Origin of the sequence: Rosistilla carotiformis (assembly GCF_007753095.1) — a bacterium.
Classification (GTDB): Bacteria; Planctomycetota; Planctomycetia; order Pirellulales; family Pirellulaceae; genus Rosistilla; species Rosistilla carotiformis.
Genome location: NZ_CP036348.1, coordinates 5,109,706 through 5,128,771, shown reverse-complemented (window position 1 = coordinate 5,128,771; position 19,066 = coordinate 5,109,706). Strand labels below are relative to the sequence as shown.

13 protein-coding genes are annotated in these 19,066 nt (G+C 57.7%); 5 read left to right on the top strand and 8 right to left on the bottom strand.

The window, feature by feature from the left end; all coding sequences use genetic code 11:
- Window positions 1–9 precede the first annotated feature (9 nt).
- Window positions 10–1,188 (bottom strand): 1-deoxy-D-xylulose-5-phosphate reductoisomerase, encoded by a 1,179-nt coding sequence (dxr, locus tag Poly24_RS18605; RefSeq protein ID WP_145098903.1) that lies wholly within the window; start codon window positions 1,186–1,188, stop codon window positions 10–12.
- Between the two features lie 228 nt (window positions 1,189–1,416).
- On the opposite strand from dxr, the gene ftsH reads away from it, so the two are divergent.
- Window positions 1,417–3,486: an ATP-dependent zinc metalloprotease FtsH gene (ftsH, locus tag Poly24_RS18600; protein WP_145098900.1), complete on the top strand. Its 2,070-nt coding sequence runs from the start codon at window positions 1,417–1,419 to the stop codon at window positions 3,484–3,486.
- A gap of 60 nt (window positions 3,487–3,546) precedes the next feature.
- Window positions 3,547–4,773 carry a hydrolase gene (locus tag Poly24_RS18595; RefSeq protein WP_145098897.1) on the top strand — a complete coding sequence of 409 codons (1,227 nt, stop codon included), beginning with the start codon at window positions 3,547–3,549 and terminating at the stop codon, window positions 4,771–4,773.
- Window positions 4,774–4,788: 15 nt separating this feature from the next.
- Here Poly24_RS18595 and Poly24_RS18590 read toward each other — a convergent pair whose 3' ends face one another.
- Both Poly24_RS18590 and Poly24_RS18585 read right to left on the bottom strand, forming a co-directional pair.
- Entirely contained in the window at window positions 4,789–5,253 is a 465-nt protein-coding gene (locus Poly24_RS18590; RefSeq protein ID WP_145098893.1) for a carboxypeptidase-like regulatory domain-containing protein, read from the bottom strand.
- 138 nt (window positions 5,254–5,391) lie between these two features.
- On the bottom strand, window positions 5,392–6,444 hold the full coding sequence (locus tag Poly24_RS18585; protein WP_145098890.1) for a DUF1559 domain-containing protein: 1,053 nt from the start codon (window positions 6,442–6,444) through the stop codon (window positions 5,392–5,394).
- 740 nt (window positions 6,445–7,184) lie between these two features.
- Here Poly24_RS18585 and hisH point away from each other — a divergent pair.
- Entirely contained in the window at window positions 7,185–7,805 is a 621-nt protein-coding gene (hisH, locus tag Poly24_RS18580; protein ID WP_145098887.1) for an imidazole glycerol phosphate synthase subunit HisH, read from the top strand.
- A 57-nt stretch (window positions 7,806–7,862) separates the two neighbouring features.
- Here the strand turns inward: hisH and Poly24_RS18575 are convergent, their stop codons facing one another.
- From Poly24_RS18575 to Poly24_RS18560, 4 genes are all read right to left on the bottom strand, one after another.
- On the bottom strand, window positions 7,863–10,625 hold the full coding sequence (locus tag Poly24_RS18575; protein WP_145098884.1) for a tetratricopeptide repeat protein: 2,763 nt from the start codon (window positions 10,623–10,625) through the stop codon (window positions 7,863–7,865).
- A gap of 108 nt (window positions 10,626–10,733) precedes the next feature.
- A complete protein-coding gene (locus Poly24_RS18570) occupies window positions 10,734–13,025 on the bottom strand; it encodes an ABC transporter permease (RefSeq protein ID WP_197452009.1) in 2,292 nt (763 codons plus the stop codon).
- Window positions 13,022–13,990, bottom strand: coding sequence for an ABC transporter ATP-binding protein (locus Poly24_RS18565; protein ID WP_197452008.1), 969 nt, complete (start codon window positions 13,988–13,990; stop codon window positions 13,022–13,024). Before Poly24_RS18565 ends, Poly24_RS18570 begins: the two co-directional genes overlap by 4 nt.
- Before the next feature lie 87 nt (window positions 13,991–14,077).
- On the bottom strand, window positions 14,078–14,521 hold the full coding sequence (locus tag Poly24_RS18560) for a hypothetical protein (protein WP_231753221.1): 444 nt from the start codon (window positions 14,519–14,521) through the stop codon (window positions 14,078–14,080).
- Window positions 14,522–14,676: 155 nt separating this feature from the next.
- On the opposite strand from Poly24_RS18560, the gene Poly24_RS18555 reads away from it, so the two are divergent.
- Window positions 14,677–15,654, top strand: a complete 978-nt coding sequence (locus Poly24_RS18555) for a sensor histidine kinase (protein WP_231753220.1) — start codon at window positions 14,677–14,679, stop codon at window positions 15,652–15,654.
- Window positions 15,655–15,731: 77 nt separating this feature from the next.
- The gene (locus Poly24_RS18550) at window positions 15,732–16,475 is read left to right on the top strand and encodes a response regulator transcription factor (protein WP_145098873.1); all 744 of its coding nucleotides are present in this window, start codon (window positions 15,732–15,734) and stop codon (window positions 16,473–16,475) included.
- 21 nt (window positions 16,476–16,496) lie between these two features.
- Here Poly24_RS18550 and Poly24_RS18545 read toward each other — a convergent pair whose 3' ends face one another.
- Window positions 16,497–19,013, bottom strand: a complete 2,517-nt coding sequence (locus Poly24_RS18545; protein ID WP_145098870.1) for a ComEC/Rec2 family competence protein — start codon at window positions 19,011–19,013, stop codon at window positions 16,497–16,499.
- Window positions 19,014–19,066: the final 53 nt, after the last annotated feature.

Here is a 19,066-nt window from a genome sequence, read left to right as displayed (position 1 = left end):
GAAGTTCGATTATGCCTGCATTCCACAGCTCCACCGCTGCACCTCCGCGCGAGCCCATCGATCCAGCTGCAACAGCCGCTGTAACGAAGGATCGCTTTCATGTTGATGATTTTCGAGTGCCATACGACATGCTGGCACAATATCAGTAAACCGGATCTGCCTGTCGAGAAACAGAGCAACCGCTTGTTCATTTGCTGCGTTGACCACGGCGCCAGCGGTTCCACCCACCCGAGCGACTTCAAACGCCAGGTTTAACGCGGGGAATCGATCGTGATCGACAGGTTCCAAGGAAAGATCCCACGGACACGATCGATCCAGCGGCGGCGCGATGCACGGCAGGCGTTCAGGATACGTCAATGCGTATTGAATTGGCAAACGCATATCGGGAGGGCTTAATTGCGCCAGGATCGATCCGTCCTCGAATTCAACCATCGAATGGATGATCGATTGCGGATGCACGACGACTTCGATCTTCTCCGCCGGGATATCGAACAGCCAACGGGCTTCGATGACTTCGAGCCCCTTATTCAGCATGGTGGCCGAATCGATGGAGATTTTTCGCCCCATGTTCCATGTGGGGTGCTTCAGCGCGTCTTCGACCGATGCGTCGCGCATCTGCGCCGTCGTCCAGGTGCGAAACGGTCCGCCACTGCTGGTCAGGATTAACTTGCGAACCGACTTCTTCCCTTCGGCAAGCGATCCGCCGCCGCTGGTCAGGCATTGAAAGATCGCCGAATGCTCGCTATCAACCGGCAGCAACTCGCTGCCATTATGCCGCATCGCATGTACCAAAGGGCCACCAACAACCAGTGCTTCCTTATTTGCTAGCGCCACTCGCTTTCCGGCTTGCAGCGCCGCCAACGTGCTTTCCAAACCGGCGCGGCCCACGATCGCAGCCATCACGACGTCGACCTCCGGCGCGGTGGCCAATTCGATCAGGGCATCCGGACCGGTTAACAAACGCGATTTGCCGGGCAGATCGATCGATTGGGGATTCGCGTCGCCGGTCAGCGCGACGATTTCCGGAATTGTCTGCCGTGCGATTTGGCTGAGTTCTTCAACGCGAGAATGTCCGGAGACGCCCCAAACTGCCCAGGGGGCTCCTAGCGAAGCAACCACGTCCAAGGTTGCTCGCCCGATGCTGCCGGTTGCGCCAAGGATAGCGACATTCCGAGTTGATACGGCCATCAATGCGTTCAATAGGGAAAAGAAACGTCGCTGGTTGGTAGGAACCTTCCCCACCTATGTAGTATGAACGATACAGGGGTTGTCGATTGCCTCTTGGGGCCAAACAATCAAGACGTTGATTGAAGACACGCCCGCGTCGAAGGGATTCTAGGATTGCGACGGTTCTGCCGCAACCCAAGCCCTTGAAACGAGATACGTCTACCACACGCAAAGGTGCATCAGAATTCGATGAGCGACAATCGTAAAGACAATAAAGACGAAGAAAATCGCGGTGGCGGAGCCGTCCTGTGGCTGTTGCTTGCCGTCACGGCAACGGTCGTGGCCTGCGCCTATCTGGTCAACAGCACGCATTACGCGATCCGCTACTCCGACTTCGTCGAATTGGTCCAGGCGACAAAGTACGCCGAGAAGAATTCGTTGGCGCTTGTCGACGATTCCGATAAGCAAAGTCGTCTCGTCGTCGCGTTGGTCCGCGACCCGAAGGAACGGGGCGAATACAGTAAGCCACACAACATCAGCATCGCCCAAAATGTGATCACGGGCGAAGTCTTCTATCGTCCGATGAAAGATGGCAAGCCGGTCGGCGAGCCGAAAGAAGTCAGTTTCAAGACGATCCGATCGGCGTTGAATGCCGATGAGGAACAGCGGCTGACGGCGATGTTCAACGACGCGAATATTTCTTGGGGGCACAGCGAACGGTCCGACTTGGTTTCGGATTGGGGCCCGCCGCTGCTGATGATTGCGGTGATCATTGCGTTGACCGTCTTTATGTTCCGCAAGATTGGCGGAGTCGGTTCACCGATGTCCTTCGGCCGCAGCAAAGGCAAGTTGTACGCGCAAGAAGATCTGGCGATCACATTCAAAGATGTCGCCGGAATCGACGAAGCGGTCGAAGAGGTCAGCGAAGTCGTCGACTTCTTGAAGCACAGCGACAAATATCAAAAGCTGGGAGGCCGAATTCCCAAGGGCGTTCTGTTAGTGGGCCCTCCCGGTACCGGCAAGACGATGCTTGCCAAAGCGATCGCCGGCGAAGCGGGTGTGCCGTTCTTTGGTCTCTCGGGCAGCGATTTTGTGGAAATGTTCGTCGGTGTCGGTGCAGCTCGCGTTCGCGATATGTTCCAACAAGCGGCCAGCCGAGCCCCATGCATCATCTTCATCGATGAAATGGACGCCTTGGGCAAGAGTCGCGGTAACAACATGATGGGGGGACACGATGAGCGTGAGCAAACCCTGAATGCTTTGTTGGTCGAGATGGATGGTTTCGACAGCAACACCAGCGTGATCGTGATCGCGGCAACCAACCGTCCCGAAACGCTCGACCCCGCGCTGATGCGACCGGGTCGATTTGATCGCCACGTGCTGGTCGATCGTCCTGACATCGGCGGCCGTGAAGAAATCCTGAAGGTGCACGTCAAGAACGTCAAATTGGATGAAGACGTCGATCTCAAGGGGATCGCGTCGATCACCAGTGGGTTTGTCGGTGCTGACCTTGCCAACCTCGTCAACGAAGCGGCGCTGTTGGCCGCTCGTGCCGAAAAGAAATCGGTCGGGATGTACGAATTTAACGAGGGAGTCGAACGGGTTACCGCCGGTTTGGAAAAGAAAAACCGCGTGATGGATCAAGACGAAAAGGTGCGCGTCGCCTACCACGAAGCGGGGCACGCGTTGGTGGCTTGCAGCCTGCCGAACACGCATCGTGTGCATAAGGTTTCGATCATTCCGCGTGGTCTAGCAGCGTTGGGTTATACGATGCAGCGTCCCGAAGGGGATCGCTATCTCATGACGCAGGGGGAACTGGAAAGTCAAATCAAGGTTCTGTTGGGCGGCACGTTGACCGAAGAGATGGTCTTCTCTGACATCAGTACCGGAGCCCAAAACGATCTTGAACGCGCCACTCAGACCGCTCGATCGATGGTGATGGATTATGGCATGAGCCGATTGGGACGGATCAATTTCCGGCAGAGCAATCAGTCGGCGTTTTTGGCGACTGGCGGCGAAGGCAGCTACGCGCGGATGCACAGCGAACAGACGGCCCGCGAAATCGATGAAGAGGTCAAGCGGATCATCAACGAAGCGTTGCGAGCAACGAACGAAATCTTGGCGATCCGTCGCGATGCGCTGGAAGCGATCACCCATCGGTTGTTGGAAATCGAATCGATGGACGGCGCCGAATTGCTGCAGATCATCGAAGCCCATTCGCCCAGCCCACGCGTGGTTCCGGGGACGGCGACGCCCCGTCGCGATCGTGCAGGAAACATTACCGAGGGGAACCCGAAAGGGGAATCGCAGAGCGGTTAGGGTCAGCGTTGTGCCGGGGAAGCACCGGTTCGTCCACAGGAAACTGGAGGGTTTGCTCCTTTGGAAACGCCATCGGATCGATTGCACGCTGCTTGCCTGTGGTTGGAATCAGAGCAAGCCGCGATCACGGACCAATTGATCCAGTGGGCCGAGATCGCGTCGGGGTCGCACGACACCCGCGGCTTGCAACGGATGGCGGATCGGCTGCGATCCGATTGGCAGCAACATGGGCTGACGTTGCAGCCTACGCCGGTGACCGAGATTCAAGAGATCGACGCATATGGCGAATTGGTTTCTTGGAAGACCGTCGATGCGTTGGTTGCGAGTCGTCGGCCCGACGCATCGCGACGAGTGCTGTTGGCGATTCACTTCGATACGGTCTACGAAGCTGATAGCGTCTTCAAGCAATGTCGGTGGCTCGATTCCCATCGCCTAGGCGGTCCCGGTGTCGTCGATGCCAAAGGGGGGCTGTTGGTGATGATGTGGGCGTTGGCTGCGATCGAACGTTTCCAGTTGGCGGAGGAAATCGGTTGGACGGCCGTCTTAAATCCCGATGAAGAGATCGGTTCCCCCGCCAGCGCAGGGCTGTTTCAACAGCTGGCGGTAGCGCACGATTTTGGGTTGCTGTTCGAACCCTGTCTTCCCGACGGCGCGATGGTCTCGGATCGAAAGGGTTCGGGAAATTTCACCGTCATCGTTCGCGGTCGTTCTGCGCACGCCGGGCGTGATCCTGAGAGCGGCCGCAACGCAATCGTGTTGTTGGCCAAGTTGATCGGCGAGATCGATCGGTTGAACGACTTTCAATTGGGCACGACGGTGAATGTCGGCCGAATCGAAGGAGGCGGTCCGTTGAACCGTGTTCCCGATCTCGCGATTGGCCGATTGAATGTTCGGGTGGACGATCGAGCCGCGCAATCGCAATTTGAAAGTCAGTTGCGACGGATCGTTGAACGGGCGAATTCCAACGAAGGCTTTTCTGTCGCATTGCATGGTGGATTTCATGCGCCACCCAAAATCGTCGACGCTTCGACGTGGGCGATCCAGCGGGCGGTGGAAGCATCCATCGCCACGACCGATCCGGCGATTCGATGGCAGCCAACCGGTGGTGCATGCGATGGCAGCAAGCTCGCCTTTTATGGGTTGCCGAACGTCGACACCCTGGGGCCTCGCGGCGGCAATCTCCACAGCCCCGAAGAATGGGTCGACACCGCGACCCTTGTCCCCAAAGCCACGTCGATAGTCCGTCTGTTGACAGCTTATGCGCGTGGCGGGGAATCGATCGGTTAGGTCCGTGCGGTCGACCTAGCGCTTGCGTTTGGAATTCAGATCAAATTCCATTTCTGGATTGGTTCCGGCTTGGATGTCCGCAAACATCGTGCACATTTCCGGACTGTTGTAGGCGGGAGGCAAGATGTTTTCAGCACCCACATCCGCCGCGGACGCTCCAGGAGGAATCGGGGAGCCGTCGGGTTGAGCCAGCTTTTGGAAGAGGACTTTGTATTTTCCTGGCTGGACTCCGTCTTGTCCTTCAACCGACGTGACGGTGAACGCGCCATTCGCATCGGTGAGGGCAAAGCCACCACGTCCGGAGACTCCCGCTTCTGGGAGCAACGAGACCGAGACACCTTCGACCGGCTTGCCATCCAAAAGCACGCGTCCCGATGCAGGATAGACATCGGCCAATGGTGGACCGCCGTCGCAACCAGCGGCCAGCAGAACCAACATAGAAGCGACACAGAACAATCGACGATCACTAACAAAAGTCATGAGAATGGAGCTCCGAAACGAGAGGGGGGAATGGATTTGCGAGAGAAGGGGTTCGTAGCGTTTCTAAAGCGGCGACGCTCCCAGGACCGGCGGATCAGCCCGTCCTGGAATCGTGCGCCGCGTGGCAAGGTTTGAAGTTTAGAACTCACCAACAACGTTTCCGTCGGAGATGTAGGTGATGTTGTTCAGCGTGACCTGGTCGGTGGTCTCGGTCATGAAGTGGACCGATCCGTCAGCGAACACCGCTTGGGCACCGCCGGGGTGTGTGCTGCCCGAGGTTCCCCATTCGCCCAATTGACTATTGCGAGGCGTTCGCGCATTGGGTGGTGAGTCCCAGCCGCAGCACTCGTTGTCGTTGATACCACGGCTCCACGCCAAATCGACACCTTCACCGGCCCATTTGGAATAGCCCCACGTCGGTACCGATCCATCGACGACAGCACGCAACGTTTCGGCAACCGCAACGCTGTTGCTGGTTCCATCGGTGATGTCGCGGAAACGCGACGATTCATCGTGTCCAAACAGATGCTTGGTGGTAAACGCGGTATCGCGGCTCCACTTCTCGGCAGTACTGGAAAGCCGACGCATGCTGAAGTCGTAGTTCGTGTAGGCTCCCAGCAGACTGGTTGTGCCGTTGGAGATCGAATAGGTCGAGCTGGTCGTTGGGTAATGTGTTGGATTGGGGTCCGAAGGGCAAAGAAACGCTTCGATCGTTGTGCTGACGGCCACGTCGTTGGCGTTTCCCGCTTCACCTGGCTTGGGGCCCGCAAAGCCAACCCCACCGCGATCGTAGCCGCCGGTGGGAAGGTTCATGTCGATTTGATCCTGCAGGTTTTGCAACTCGATAAATGGCAACAGCAGCATCCAACCGCGGTGGTTCAGCACCCGGTTGCTGCCCGGAATCGCGCTGCCGGATGTGACCGAACCGTCGCCCGAAAGCGAATACGGAAACACTTGGTGCGTGTCGTGATAGTTGTGCAGCGCCAAACCGATCTGCTTCATGTTGTTGGAGCAGGACATCCGTCGAGCTGCTTCGCGAGCAGCTTGTACGGCAGGCAACAGCAGTCCCACCAAAATTCCAATAATCGCGATGACGACCAGGAGTTCGACGAGAGTGAAACCGATCCGGTGACGGTTTGTGAAGGTGATGTGTGGTGGGTGTTGAGCGTGTGGTCCGAGCGGAGTTTTCATGGAGGTTGGTCCGAACAAAATGGGGGCAATTAGGAGGGCAATGCGTCGAATAGAATGCACGTTCGATGCCAAGATTGAGCGGAGCAGCACCTTTGGGAAGTGTTGGTGTGCTCCTGTTGGGCGGTAGCCACAAGGGTAGGGAGGATGTGCGTTGGGTTGCGAGTTCGCCGCAAGGTTGCAGCAAGGCGCTGGGCCGGTCCTTAGCGTCGTCAGGAACCGACGGACCTCGCGTGCCGAAATTTTTCGCTTATTCACGTCAAAACGATTGTGTGCCTTCGCGGTGAGCAAATCGATGCTCAAACCTCAGGCATTTGGAGTGGTCTGTGTGGTGGTGTGTGTAGGCACTGGAGGTGTGGTGTCTGTGCGGAGGGTTATCCAGTCGGGTGGCTTGGGTGCGTTGCCTCCCCCGTCTAATCGCAAAAAAGGCTACGGCATGGGCCCGAGGAACGTTTTCTCTTTGTGGTTGATCGCATCGGTTGGGATGGTCGGTGTCTCGCAGATTGCCAACGGTGACCGCGATTCGCAGCGCGTGTCCGTGTTTGTCGTTCGCCGGGAGACCGGGCACGCGGGTTTCCCGATGCGTTTGCCAGGACGGGTTGAATGGGGTGGGCAAACGTTTGGCCTCGGTCCGCGCGAACCGACCCTTCGCGGAAGGCGTCTGTCGGGTTAAACTCTTAGACGCTGCGGCGCAGGCCAGATTTAAAGCATTTTTCAAACGAGACCTCATCGGCCAAGTCATCATGATCACGATCGTCGACTATCAAATGGGCAACCTTCGCAGCGTCAGCAAGGCGATCGAGCGGGTTGGAGAGGAGACGTTGATCACCTCGGATCCGCGACAAATCGCAGCAGCGGAAAAATTGATTCTTCCTGGCGTGGGCGGATTTAAAGACGCGATCGCCGAACTGCATCGCCGCGACTTGGCCCATCCGATTCGCGAGTTCATCGAATCGGGACGCCCCTTTTTGGGGATCTGTCTCGGGTTGCAAATGCTTTTCGAAAGCAGCGAAGAAGGGGGCCAACACGAAGGGCTCGGGATCATTCCCGGCGAAGTCGTTCGGTTCCCCGCGGATACCGGTTTGAAGGTTCCGCACATGGGCTGGAATCAAATTCAGATCATGCAACCGACGCCGCTGATGAACGGCATCGAGCCAGGAACGCACTTCTATTTCGTGCACTCGTATTACGTCAAACCGACCGATCGCAGTGTCGTGGCGATCGAAGCCGACTATGGTGCTCCATTCTGTGCAGCGATTTGGCGAGACAATTTGCACGCGACGCAGTTCCATCCCGAAAAGAGTCAAGGCAATGGGATGCAACTGCTGAAGAACTTTGTTTCTCTGGATTCGCCGGGCGGGTGAGCTGGCGTTGCCTGACGGAACAGGCTCCCCCTTCGGCACGCGAACCGAACCGTCTGCCTAATTGCCAGCGCGAAAACGTTTTAATTGCTCGTGCAGATGGTAGTCGTCGGGGACATCCAACAAACAATTCGTTTCCACTTGAATCGCTTGCTCCACTTGCCCGTTGCGATACAGCACTTCGGCCAACGTGTCGCGATAGGAATACGATTCGGGAAACTGAGCCACCGCCGACATCGACAACTCCAACGCTCGGTCGAGATGACGATGATGGATCGCCGCGACCCAGGCGATATTATTTGCCATGTTCGCGTTCAGCGGAAACTGAATCAGATGCGCGTTGGCCGATTCGAAGATCGTGTCCAAGGTTTGGTCGGCGAATTGGACGTGTCCTTGGTCTCGCAGTTCCAACAATTCCTTCTCGGCAAAATCGATGTTCGTCGGTGTGGCGTTCAACGCCAGTGCCATCTGGCGCGTTGCTAACGGAGCGTTGCCATCGGCAACCGCCTGTCGCGCGGCGGCTTCATAGTGATCGAAGACGATCGCTTGATACGAACCCATGTCGCGCAACATCGTGGGACTGAGCGTGCGGTCGAGCAACCGCTGGTTTAATCGCGCGACTTCTCGAGGCGATTTGTCGTACTCCATTCCCAACAGCAATCGCAGGGCACGGTAGTGATAAGAACGGGCGGAGTTTTCGGGCGTATCGCGGATGACTTTGTTGGCATAGCGGACCGCGTTGGCCGAATCGTCGAACTGGCCGAACGCCACGGCAATGTCATAATATTGAGCGGCGTCGAGTGCTAACATGTCCAGGCGTTCGGTAATCGCCGACGCTTCGTCCTCCTGTCCGGCCAATCGCCGCGCCTTGGACAATCCGACAAGCGTTTCGGGGTGATTCGAAAAACGTTCCCAGATATCTTGGTAGAGCTCCGCTGCAGTTCGCACGTTCCCCAGTTGGAACTGCCGCTGGGCCAATGCCATGAACGCATCGTAATCGTTGTGTTGGGCCGCCAATCGGAAAAACGAGTCCGCCCAATCATCGCGGGCATAGGTTTTGAAAAATTGGGCGATTTCACGGCTCAACGACGCGTTGAACTGCCCATCATCGCTGATCAATTGATCGTGCAACCAAGTGGCCAAGCGATTGAGATCGATGCTACGGTTCCAGCCGACTGGTAACTTTCCGTGTGACAAATCGACCAAAACGCGCGCCCGTTCGGGGACGGTCCACTCGGGTTCCAGTTGACCCAACGCGTGCCACAATTCATTGCCGACCGACGATCCGAATAACGCTTCGGTCGTTCGCCCATCGCTGGACGGCATCATCAACAAGGGCTGGGCAAGTTCGATCGCAAACGTGGGATCGTTGCGTTGCAGCACGCTTTCGACAACTTCCAACCGACGCAAAATCCCTTCGCCTCGCGTCATTGGAGCGGCGCGGCGCAGCGCCTGTCGCGCCGCCGGTGCGTAGCCCAATTGGTAGGCCAGCGAACAAGCGGCCAAGCAGCGCTCAAAGGCTTGCGTCGAAAGTGAGGAGTCCTCCGAATCCGCTTCCTGCAAGACTTCGTCGGCCAGCGTCAACAGACTCGTTTCTAGCGTCGCAGGATCGACTCCCAAGACTTGCAGCGCCCGCTGGTATTGCGTTTGATGCACCAGTAATTCGGCAGCTTGCAGCGGCAATGTCTTCTCAAGGACTTCGATCGCCCGATGGGGGCGGTCGACGGCGATCAAGGTTTCGGCCGATTCAAACGCCGCCGTCGTCAGGTCGGTACGGTGTCGTCGCGATTCACTTTGCAACGTATCGATCGATCGAAGGTAAGCTGCGGATGTCACCCATTCGACGAGTTGATCGACCGCCGCGTCACAGGCTTCGGTTTGGCCGCTGCGATGCAAGCCGACGATCGAGAGGGAGAGCGGGGTCGCTTTCTCACGACATCGAATTAAATAGGTGGCTGCTTTTTGCAAGTCGTCCAGTTCGATCGGTTCGGGCACTTCAACGTCGGCGACTAGCTTTTCCGCCGTCTCGACGAGCCCGGTCCAATCCAAAGCCGCCAGTTGCAATCGGGCCGTCAGTTCCAAGTCCTCTTCGGCGGCCAAGGCGATCGCTTCGGCTTGCATCCCCATCGCCCAACGCATGAAGACAGCCACTTTGTGTCGGCCGGCAGGTTGCATCGTTTCGGCGGCTTTTGAAAACGTCAGGCATTCGTCGCGGCTGTCGCCTCGTTGGAACATCATCTGACCGCGGCGCAGTGCGACAATCGGCATGTGGGACATCTCGCCTAACAGCTCGATGAACGGTTCGGACTGGTTGCGTTCCAAAGCGAGGTACGAGAGGTAGGGGAAATTTTTTAACAGATCCATCTGCACGAGATTGCGAAACGTCTGGGATTCCGATTCGCGGAGGGCTACGTTCAATTGGCCTAATTGTTCCAAGCGGATCAGTTCGGCCAGGCTGGCTGGGTTTTCAGAGTCGTTGCCACGCAATAACCGAGCCACGTGGTCGGGCGTTTGGTGTCGAATGCCCAGCTTCCATTGCTCCTGAATCCAGCGAGCCCGCAGCCGCACCTCGGGATCGTCGCTTTCACCCGCCGCATGGACCTCCGCCTCGTCGCCCAATTCCCACATTCGATGCATGGCATTCTGGCGATCGGAAAATTCGTCGCTTGAGAGTTGCCGTTGCAGCGGATCGTCTTTGCCGTCGCGAAGCTTTGCCTGACCAAACGCCGACGTTTCGATCAGACAACACGCCAAGACAGCGGCTGCTGGAAGCCAGCTTCGATTTTGTTGCAGCCATCGCGGAATCATCGGAAACATCATCATGCGTTACGATTCAGGGAATTGACGCGTGGTAAAAGCTCACCTCTATCGTAACGCATCGGTGGCGAAACAAAAGACGAATCGGCCCGGAACGTCCTGCCAGCGAACGGCTTAAAAATCTTGTCGCGAAACGTACAGGCAGCCGCAGCCGAGCATCACGATTGTGAAGATCCCGCAATTTACCAACGGTTGCCAGATTTTTAAGATTCGTCGGTCATAGGCCAGATCGACTTCCGATGGAGGGCCCGATGCGACCTCACGCTCGCCGATCACGATCCCTTCGACCGTCTCCCCCAATTCGCCAGGCTTCGGAAACACGGTGTGCAGCGGCCGCACGAACCAATCCTGCACGATCCGCCAGAAACCGCGGGCGGGCTGCCAATCGGCGACGACCGCTCCGTTGCTAAGGTCCAACGACAGGACGTGATCGAGATCAAACGCGAGCAACAATGTGGACGAATCAAGCCAGAGGAGGCTGTTGAGCGTCCCTTGATGTGGCACTTGGACGTCCAACGGCTGGCCCGTGGAAGTATCGAACAACTTCGCCGTTTGATCGGCAAACAAAATCGCAACGCGATCGCCACCGTCGTCGGGAACTTGCAGTGCGGTCGGCTTTCCGACAACATCCAACGGTACGTCGAGAATCTTTTCCAATGTTTGCAGATCGTAGATTTCAACGCCCGATTCTTCGCGCGCGAGTACGACGTGATTGGCCGTTGCCGCGACGGCAGCGCGTTGGTTCGCCGCGCCCTGCAGATCGGTCTCTTGATCGATCGTCAACTTTTGGTCCGCACCGGCGATCAATCGAATCAAGCGGCCGCGTGTGTAGACGACGATCGATGTCGACTGGGGCACTCCACCAACACTCATCGGCGTGTCGAGATTTAGGTCCGACGGACTGATCACTGTGAATCCGGCGGTGTCGGATTTGAGCATCGCCAACAAGCCAGCGAACATTCCCCCGGTGGGACTTTCGGTAGGTTCGGGTTCAAGCGTCGTGTCGGCGCGGGAAATGCCTCGCGTGCCGTAAACGATCAATGAACCATCGGCACGCACAAACATCTCGCGGGTGCCGGGCGGAAGGTTGAACCCGTCGATCGGTTTCCAATCTTCTTGTTCCACCATCAACTGGAGCGCATCATTGCTTCCCGAGAACGGGTTGAAGCGACCTCCACGAATCTGTGCGACCAACACCTGCTTCGATGAAGGGATCGCAAGAGGCCCTAGGGCACGCGTGCCACTGCCAAATTCGGCTTCTAGAATGGTTTGCCATTGAGATTCGGCGGCGGCGTAGCGCAACACTTCCCCTTTGTGGGTCGTGGCGAAAAGTTCACCATCCAGCCGGGCGATCTGCGTGATCGTTGCCGGTTGCGCGACGAATTGGTCGAAGATCTCGTGGGTTACGCCTACCAAAAAACAGGCCATCCAAAAGATCACCGTGACGGCGATCGATACGATCGCGTTCCGCCAGATCAAACCGGCCACCGCCGAAACGCTGTAGTAGACGATGAACAGGAAGACAAACAACGGAATACACAGCAACAGATTGTGGTTCCAAATCTGCAAACGGAAGCCGACGATCAACCACAGCCCAACGATCATCAACGTGATGTTGACGAAGACGAACGAACAGCCCCCGAGGAATTTCGAAAGGAACAGCAGCGAACGCCCGATCGGTTTGCTGAGCAGTAATTGCAACGAACCGCTTTGGAACATTTCGGGAATGATCGATCCGGTGACCAAGATCGCGATGAACACACCCAACACACCCAACAGCAAATTGACGATCAATGGCAAAGCGATCTTGTTCAGGATTTCCACGAATTGGGTCTGCGTGAGCACAAAGGCGTCGGGGAAATCGAAGATCGCATACCGCAGCCGAACCGAATCGCCCGATCGTGGATGGAACACTCCGGGCAGGGCGGCTTCCAAACGCAAGCGGTTGCGGCGTCGCAGCTGTTCGGCACCGAGGCTGTCTGCGTCGGCACTGTCGAGCTCGCGTAGTTCGCTCAAACGCGTGGTCGCTTCCCACAGCTGGGCGTCATACCAGTCTTGCGAGTCGAGCAGAAGATTCAGTTCGTCGAGGATCTCATGGGTCCGCAGTCGTTTGACATTCGCTTTTCCACTGTCGCGCAGCCGCGATTGCAAGTCGGGGTTCATCGCGGCGACGACGTGCGAGGTGGCGGTTTCGCGAGGCGACCGGGCCGACGATTCCAGCAGCGACTTGAGCCGCTGGCTGCTGGTCACGTCAAAGCGCTTGAATTGCGTGGTGACTTCGTCGCGAAGGCCCAGCGGCGCAAGCACGGCCAAAAACAGGAGCACACCTAACAAGACGAGCCACAAGACACGCGATGCGAGCGCTTCGCGAAACGCGTCGGCGATAACAGCAAGGTAGGGCTTCACAGGGACTCGGGCGGTTGGGGCTGAACCAAGGAAAGAAAGATTTGTTCCAACGTCGACGATCCGCGTTGGATCTGGTGAATGCTCGCACCTTCGCTGCGCAACAGGTCGACAACACGGTCGAGATCGGCTTGGGGGCACTTGTCGATCCGCAGACGTGACAGGTCGGGCTGGATCGCTTCGGTCGTCACGGCAACGTCGGTCTGCGTCAGCTTCTCCGCGGCCATCGTGGAAAACGAACTGACCACCATCGTGGCGGATGCTTCGCCATTGGAGCCGCGCAGGTCGTCGATCGATCCGATCGCTTTGAGTTCCCCTTGGGCCAAGATTGCAAACCGGTCGCAGATCATCTCGACCTCTTGCAGGATATGGCTGTTTAGGAAAATGGTTTTGCCCTGGCCCTTGAGTTCATTGATGATGTCGCGGACTTGCGATCGCCCCAGCGGGTCGAGGCCATCGGTCGGTTCATCCAAGATCAACAGGTCGGGATCGTGCAGAAGCGCTTGGGCTAACCCCAGTCGCTGCCCCATCCCTTTGCTGAATCCGCGGACCGATTCGCGGTCGCGTTGGCGAAGCCCCACCAGTTCCAGAAGTTCATCGCTTCGGCGGGCGATCTGCTGCGTCGACATGCGACTCAAACGGCCGTAGAAATTTAATGCCGTCCGCGCGGTGTGGTGCCTGGCGACACGGAGGTTTTCGGGCAGATAACCGACTCGGCTGCGACTGATTTGACTCCCCGCGGGGTGCCCTAACAGCGACGCCGTTCCGCCCGACTTATGCACGATCCCCAGCAGGATTTTGATCAGCGTCGTTTTGCCGGCGCCATTGGGGCCCAACAAACCGAAGACCTCGCCTGGCTGCACGGCCAACGAAACCCCTCGAAGGGCTTGTTGACGGCGGCGACGAAAGATCCCTTCGCGATAGGTCTTGCGAAGTTCTTGGATGTCGATGGCGCGATGCGGTTCCACGGGCGTCCGATGTCTGCGTGTTGCGAAGCTCTTGAAATGCACCGAGCCGATCGCTCACGTCTGCATCCTGGGGCGAAGCGAAATAAACTAACCGATCAATCGCGACGCGACATAGGCCAGGTATGCGGTCCCCACCCCGATGCTTCCGGCGATCAACATCCGAATCGAAGGATGTCGCCACGAAAAGCGAGAGGGGACGTGATGGTAGATCTCGCGAAATCGATCGCGTTGATCGGGGGCATCGAAGACGCCATCTTCGATTAATTCCTGCAGGCCGAATTGAACGGAGTATTCGATCACGCCATAGACCCGGACCCGGCGATCGTCGCTCGACAGGGCTCGGCCTTCAAAGTACCACAATTGACGGCCGAACTGTTCTTCGGTTTCCAGTTGATCGTCAACACAACGCAATCGCTCGACACGCGATTGCTCCACATCAAATTGGCCACGCTGCAGCGAACGGCGACAATCGGCCGCTACCTGTCGGAGCGTTTGTTCAGAATACTGTTGTTTACTGGCGTGTGATGGCATCGGCTGTCCCTCCAAGGATCCGCCAACGAAATTGATGAGAGTTGATCCGAGCTTATCCCCAACCCATTATTATAGGGAAGGCGATTCTTTCACGTCACGCTTGGTTTTCAAAAATCGTCCCGTTTTCCGCCTCTTTCCCCACACGAATTCCTTCCATGTTCGAGCGTCGAAGCATCAAATGGCCCGTGATTCTGGGCGTCGTCATGATCCTGTTGGTGGTCACGTTGACCGTTGGGTGGGTGGTTTTGACGGTTATCGGCGGACTCAAAGACCCAGAGCGGGCACCGATCTATTGGGCCAGCCTGAGCATCGGGGCGGTGCTGCTGATCTGCATGCTCGCCGGCGTGATCGTCTATCTGACGGTGACCGTCAAAGCGATCAAGCTGAATCAACGGCAATCGAACTTTATTGATAGCGTAACGCATGAACTGAAGAGTCCGATCGCCAGCCTGAAGCTGTACCTGCAAACGCTCAGCCGTCGCCAGGTGACCGAGCAACAGCGTCAGGATTTCCACCGCTTTATGATGGAAGACGTCGAACGTTTGGACAATTTGATCAACCATCTGTTGGATGCGGCGCGGTTGGATCGCGAGGCGGAACCCAATCCGGTCGAGGATTGTCGGATCGATCGGATCCTGAACGAATGTGCGCAAGCGGTTTGCCTGCGGTACCGCCAACCGATGGAGACGGTGACCGTGTATGCCGAGCCGGCGATGATCACCGCCCCCCCTGTCGATCTGGGAATTTTGTTTCGCAATCTGATCGACAACGCGGTGAAATACAGCGGTTCGCCGCCGGAGGTGATTGTGCGGTTGCGACCGATGTCCGGCGGCAAGCTGTGCATTCGGATCACCGACAACGGGCCGGGGATTCCCAAAGAGCTGCGTCGTAAAATCTTCGGCCGCTTCATCCGCGTCGGCAATGAATTGGAGCGGGCGAAACCGGGGACGGGGCTGGGGTTGTACCTGGTCCGGACGCTCGTTAAATCGTTGCGAGGCACGATCCGCGTGGAAGATCGTCGTGGGACCGAGGGGACCGAATTTGAAGTGCTTTTACCGGGAGTGCGAATCGATCCGTCCGAAACCGACGCGACGGGCGAACAATCCCATGTCGCTCCCACGGGATTGCTGTAGTTCCGCATGGGACCCTATCGACCCCGCCGACGAAACAGGACAATGCCGGCTAAGTCACCGCAAACGCAAAGAAGGCTATGAAAGGTTCCACGCATATTTTGATCGTTGAAGACGAAGAGCACCTGGGGGTTGGCATCAAATACAACCTGGAACAGGAAGGCTATCGCGTGACGTTGTCGGGAGATGGTCCGACGGCGCTGAAGTTGGTCGAACAGATGCCCGAATCGATCGATCTGATGATCTTGGATCTGATGTTGCCGGGGATGAGTGGTTACACGGTTTGTGAAACGGTTCGCGACTGGGGGCTGTCGTTGCCGATCTTGATGCTGTCGGCTCGCACTTTGTCGGAAGATCGCACGCGGGGATTTGATGTTGGTGCGAACCAGTACTTGGCCAAACCGTTTGATCTCGATGAATTGCTCAGCCGCGTGAAGAACCTGTTACAGCTGTCGCGTCCCAACCGAGCGCCGCGAAAACCGAAGCCTGCCCCGGTTAAAGAGGTTCGGTTTGCGACGACGTTCGTCAACTTCGAAACCTTCGAGGTCGAAGTCGACGACAAGCCGGCGCGGATGACACCCAAAGAGCTGCGGTTGTTGAAGTACTTTGTCGAGAACGAAGGTCGGGTGATCAGTCGCCAAGAATTGTTGACCGAAGTTTGGGAGCTGCCCGGACAATTGCAGACGCGTGCTGTCGATCAGTTCATCGTTCGGTTGCGGAAAGTCTTCGAAACCGATCCCTCCAATCCTCGCCATCTTTTAACGATTCGCGACGCGGGCTACCGGTTTGTCAAAGAGCCGGCTGAGACGGACGAAGAAGAATAGCGTTTCGGCGACGACGGCCAATCAGCGGCCCGTCGGCCAGGGGCTGTCATGCCAGGTTCGGATTTGGATTCCATCGCGATCCAGACTCACGCGCATCGCGCCATCGCGATGCGTCACAAACGGCTGGGCTCCTGTTTCGGCAAGCATTCTCAGCACGCGCGGTCCGGCCGCCCGCTTGCCTCCGCTAGCGATCACCACGGCCGGATCGGCCCATCGCAAAATCGGATAGATATCTTGGGATAGACTGCCGTGATGCGGTGCCATCAGGACGCCGCCAGGTTGCGGCGAAGGTTGTGCCAGCAGCATCGCGGTCCCTGGATCTTCCAAATCGCCTGGCAAAAGGAGCGTGTGTCCAAAACAATCCAGTCGCAGCACGATGCTGTTGGCATTGTCTTTAGCCCGCAGATGGGTTCGTGGGGGATGCAGCACCATGACGCGGCAATCGGGTTGCTGCAACAGCACGTCGCCCGCGGCCAACTTTTCGATCGGAATCCGATGGGTATTCAGCGTCTGTTGAAGTTCCATCACGCCACGTTGGTCGCTGGAGAACAGTTCGTGCGACCCGAGCACCCGCGCGATCGAAAATCGCTCGATCAGTCCCGGGATTGCGTTGTAGTGGTCGGCGTCGGCATGCGAGACGATCAGCCCATCCAGGTGTCGGATCTGCTGGCTCCACAGGACCGCTTCGATCGGCCATCGCGCGAACGCGGGATCGCCCAATCGGCCAGCATCGTACAGCCAATTCTCGCCGTCGGGAAATTCCAGCAGCACGCTGGTTCCATGCCCCACATCGATGAACGTCGCCACAAAGCGATCGGGCTGCGGCCGATGCGTCGCTTGGCTCAGCGCGGCAATCAACCACAACGCTATCCAGCCCAAGACGACTGATTTTTGAAAGCGTCTGGCGGTCAGTAGCGCCGCGACAACGATCCCGATATAAAACAGCGGCAGCATCCAGTACGGCGGCGCGGGCATCCAGTAGTACGCTCCGTCGACATGGGACATCCCGTCGACAAGCTGGGTGATGGTCTGCAGTGCGCGTTGGCAGATCTGTCCGGGAATAGAACCCAAGGGTGTCCAGATTCCGCCCAATACCGCCGTGGCCAGGCCCGCGACCAGAGCCACCGTCAATGGAATCCACAGCAACACATTGGCGACGATCGAGATCGGCGTGATCACATGAAAGTGGTACCAGACGATCGGAAGCCCGATGGTCCAGATCCAAAAGCTGATTGCGATCAGCTGGCGGACCGTTTGCCAGGCAACTCGAATACCCCCGCGCAGCCGCGTCCAGTGGCTATGCAGCAGTTCATCCAGCGGATCGGGGGCTGGGCGAACCGGCGGCCGTTCACCGCATAAGACGATCGTGGCGACGGCCAGGAACGAGAGGTGGGTTCCGATTTGACCAATCGAAAGCGGATCGATCACCATCAACAGGACCGCGGCGGTGGCCAGCGAATTCAGCGGATCGACGCGACGGCCGACCAATCGCCCCATCAAAAAGATGCTGATCAACGTCGCTGCGCGAACCACCGGCGGCCGCGCGCCAGTGACCAACATGTAGGCCAGGCATACACCGATCACAAACATCAGGTTGCCGGTTCGCGAGCCGCCCCAGCAGAGTGCCAGCCAGGACGCAGCCACAGCGACGATTCCGACGTGCAAACCGCTGACTGCCAATAAATGGATCGTGCCGGTTTCCAGCAACCGATCACGCGTCGGTCGGTCGACCGCTTGGCGACGCCCCAAAACCAAAGCTTCCGCCAGCGGTGCCATCGATGAATCCATGTTCACGACAAGGGCTTGCTGGCCGCGGTTTCCAAGCCAATCGATGGCCCGCTGGGCTGTCCATCGGCCCGTTTTCACGATCCGGATCTGATCGGGTGAATCGACGTGCATGCGAACCAATTGGTGACGGGCACGATAGATCTGCTGAAGATCGATCTCTCCCGGATTAGAAGCTGGCGGAATGCGTTGGGCATTACCGCTTAACCGTATGTGATCGCCATGCAACAGCCCTTGGACAACGCCGTCGACAACAACGCGTGCACGACCGCTGGTCGGTCGAAAGTCGCTGCCGCCGCGGAGGGAAACGGCTTCGATCTCCAAGACCGACTGCCAGGCCTGAACCTCCGCGTCGGAATGTTGATCGCCCATGGCGTCGGGGCGCCGTTCGATCGGCGACTGGACGATCGCGTCGATCCAAATCGGTTGCCATGCGTCACTGAGAAAACTCGCAAGCGTCTGGTTTTCATATCGATGTTGGCTTTGGTGATGATAGAAGCCCAACGCTCCGACCGAAATCAACAGCAGCGCCCATAGCCGAAGACGTGGGAAACTCCAGAACGCAACGACGCCAGCGATCGCGACGCCGACCAATAGGGGCCAGTGTTCCGAAGACACCGAAAGTGTCTGATCGCACAAAATCCCCACCAGGCCAGCGATGGCGATCATGAGCATCGGTTGCCGTTGCCACCGCAACAAACGCGTTTCGCATCCCAGCCGCGCAGGCGGATCGGAACGACCAGCGACACTCATGATTGAGGATCCCAGCACGACTTAAGGAACAGCGCGATCGCAAACGCGACCGC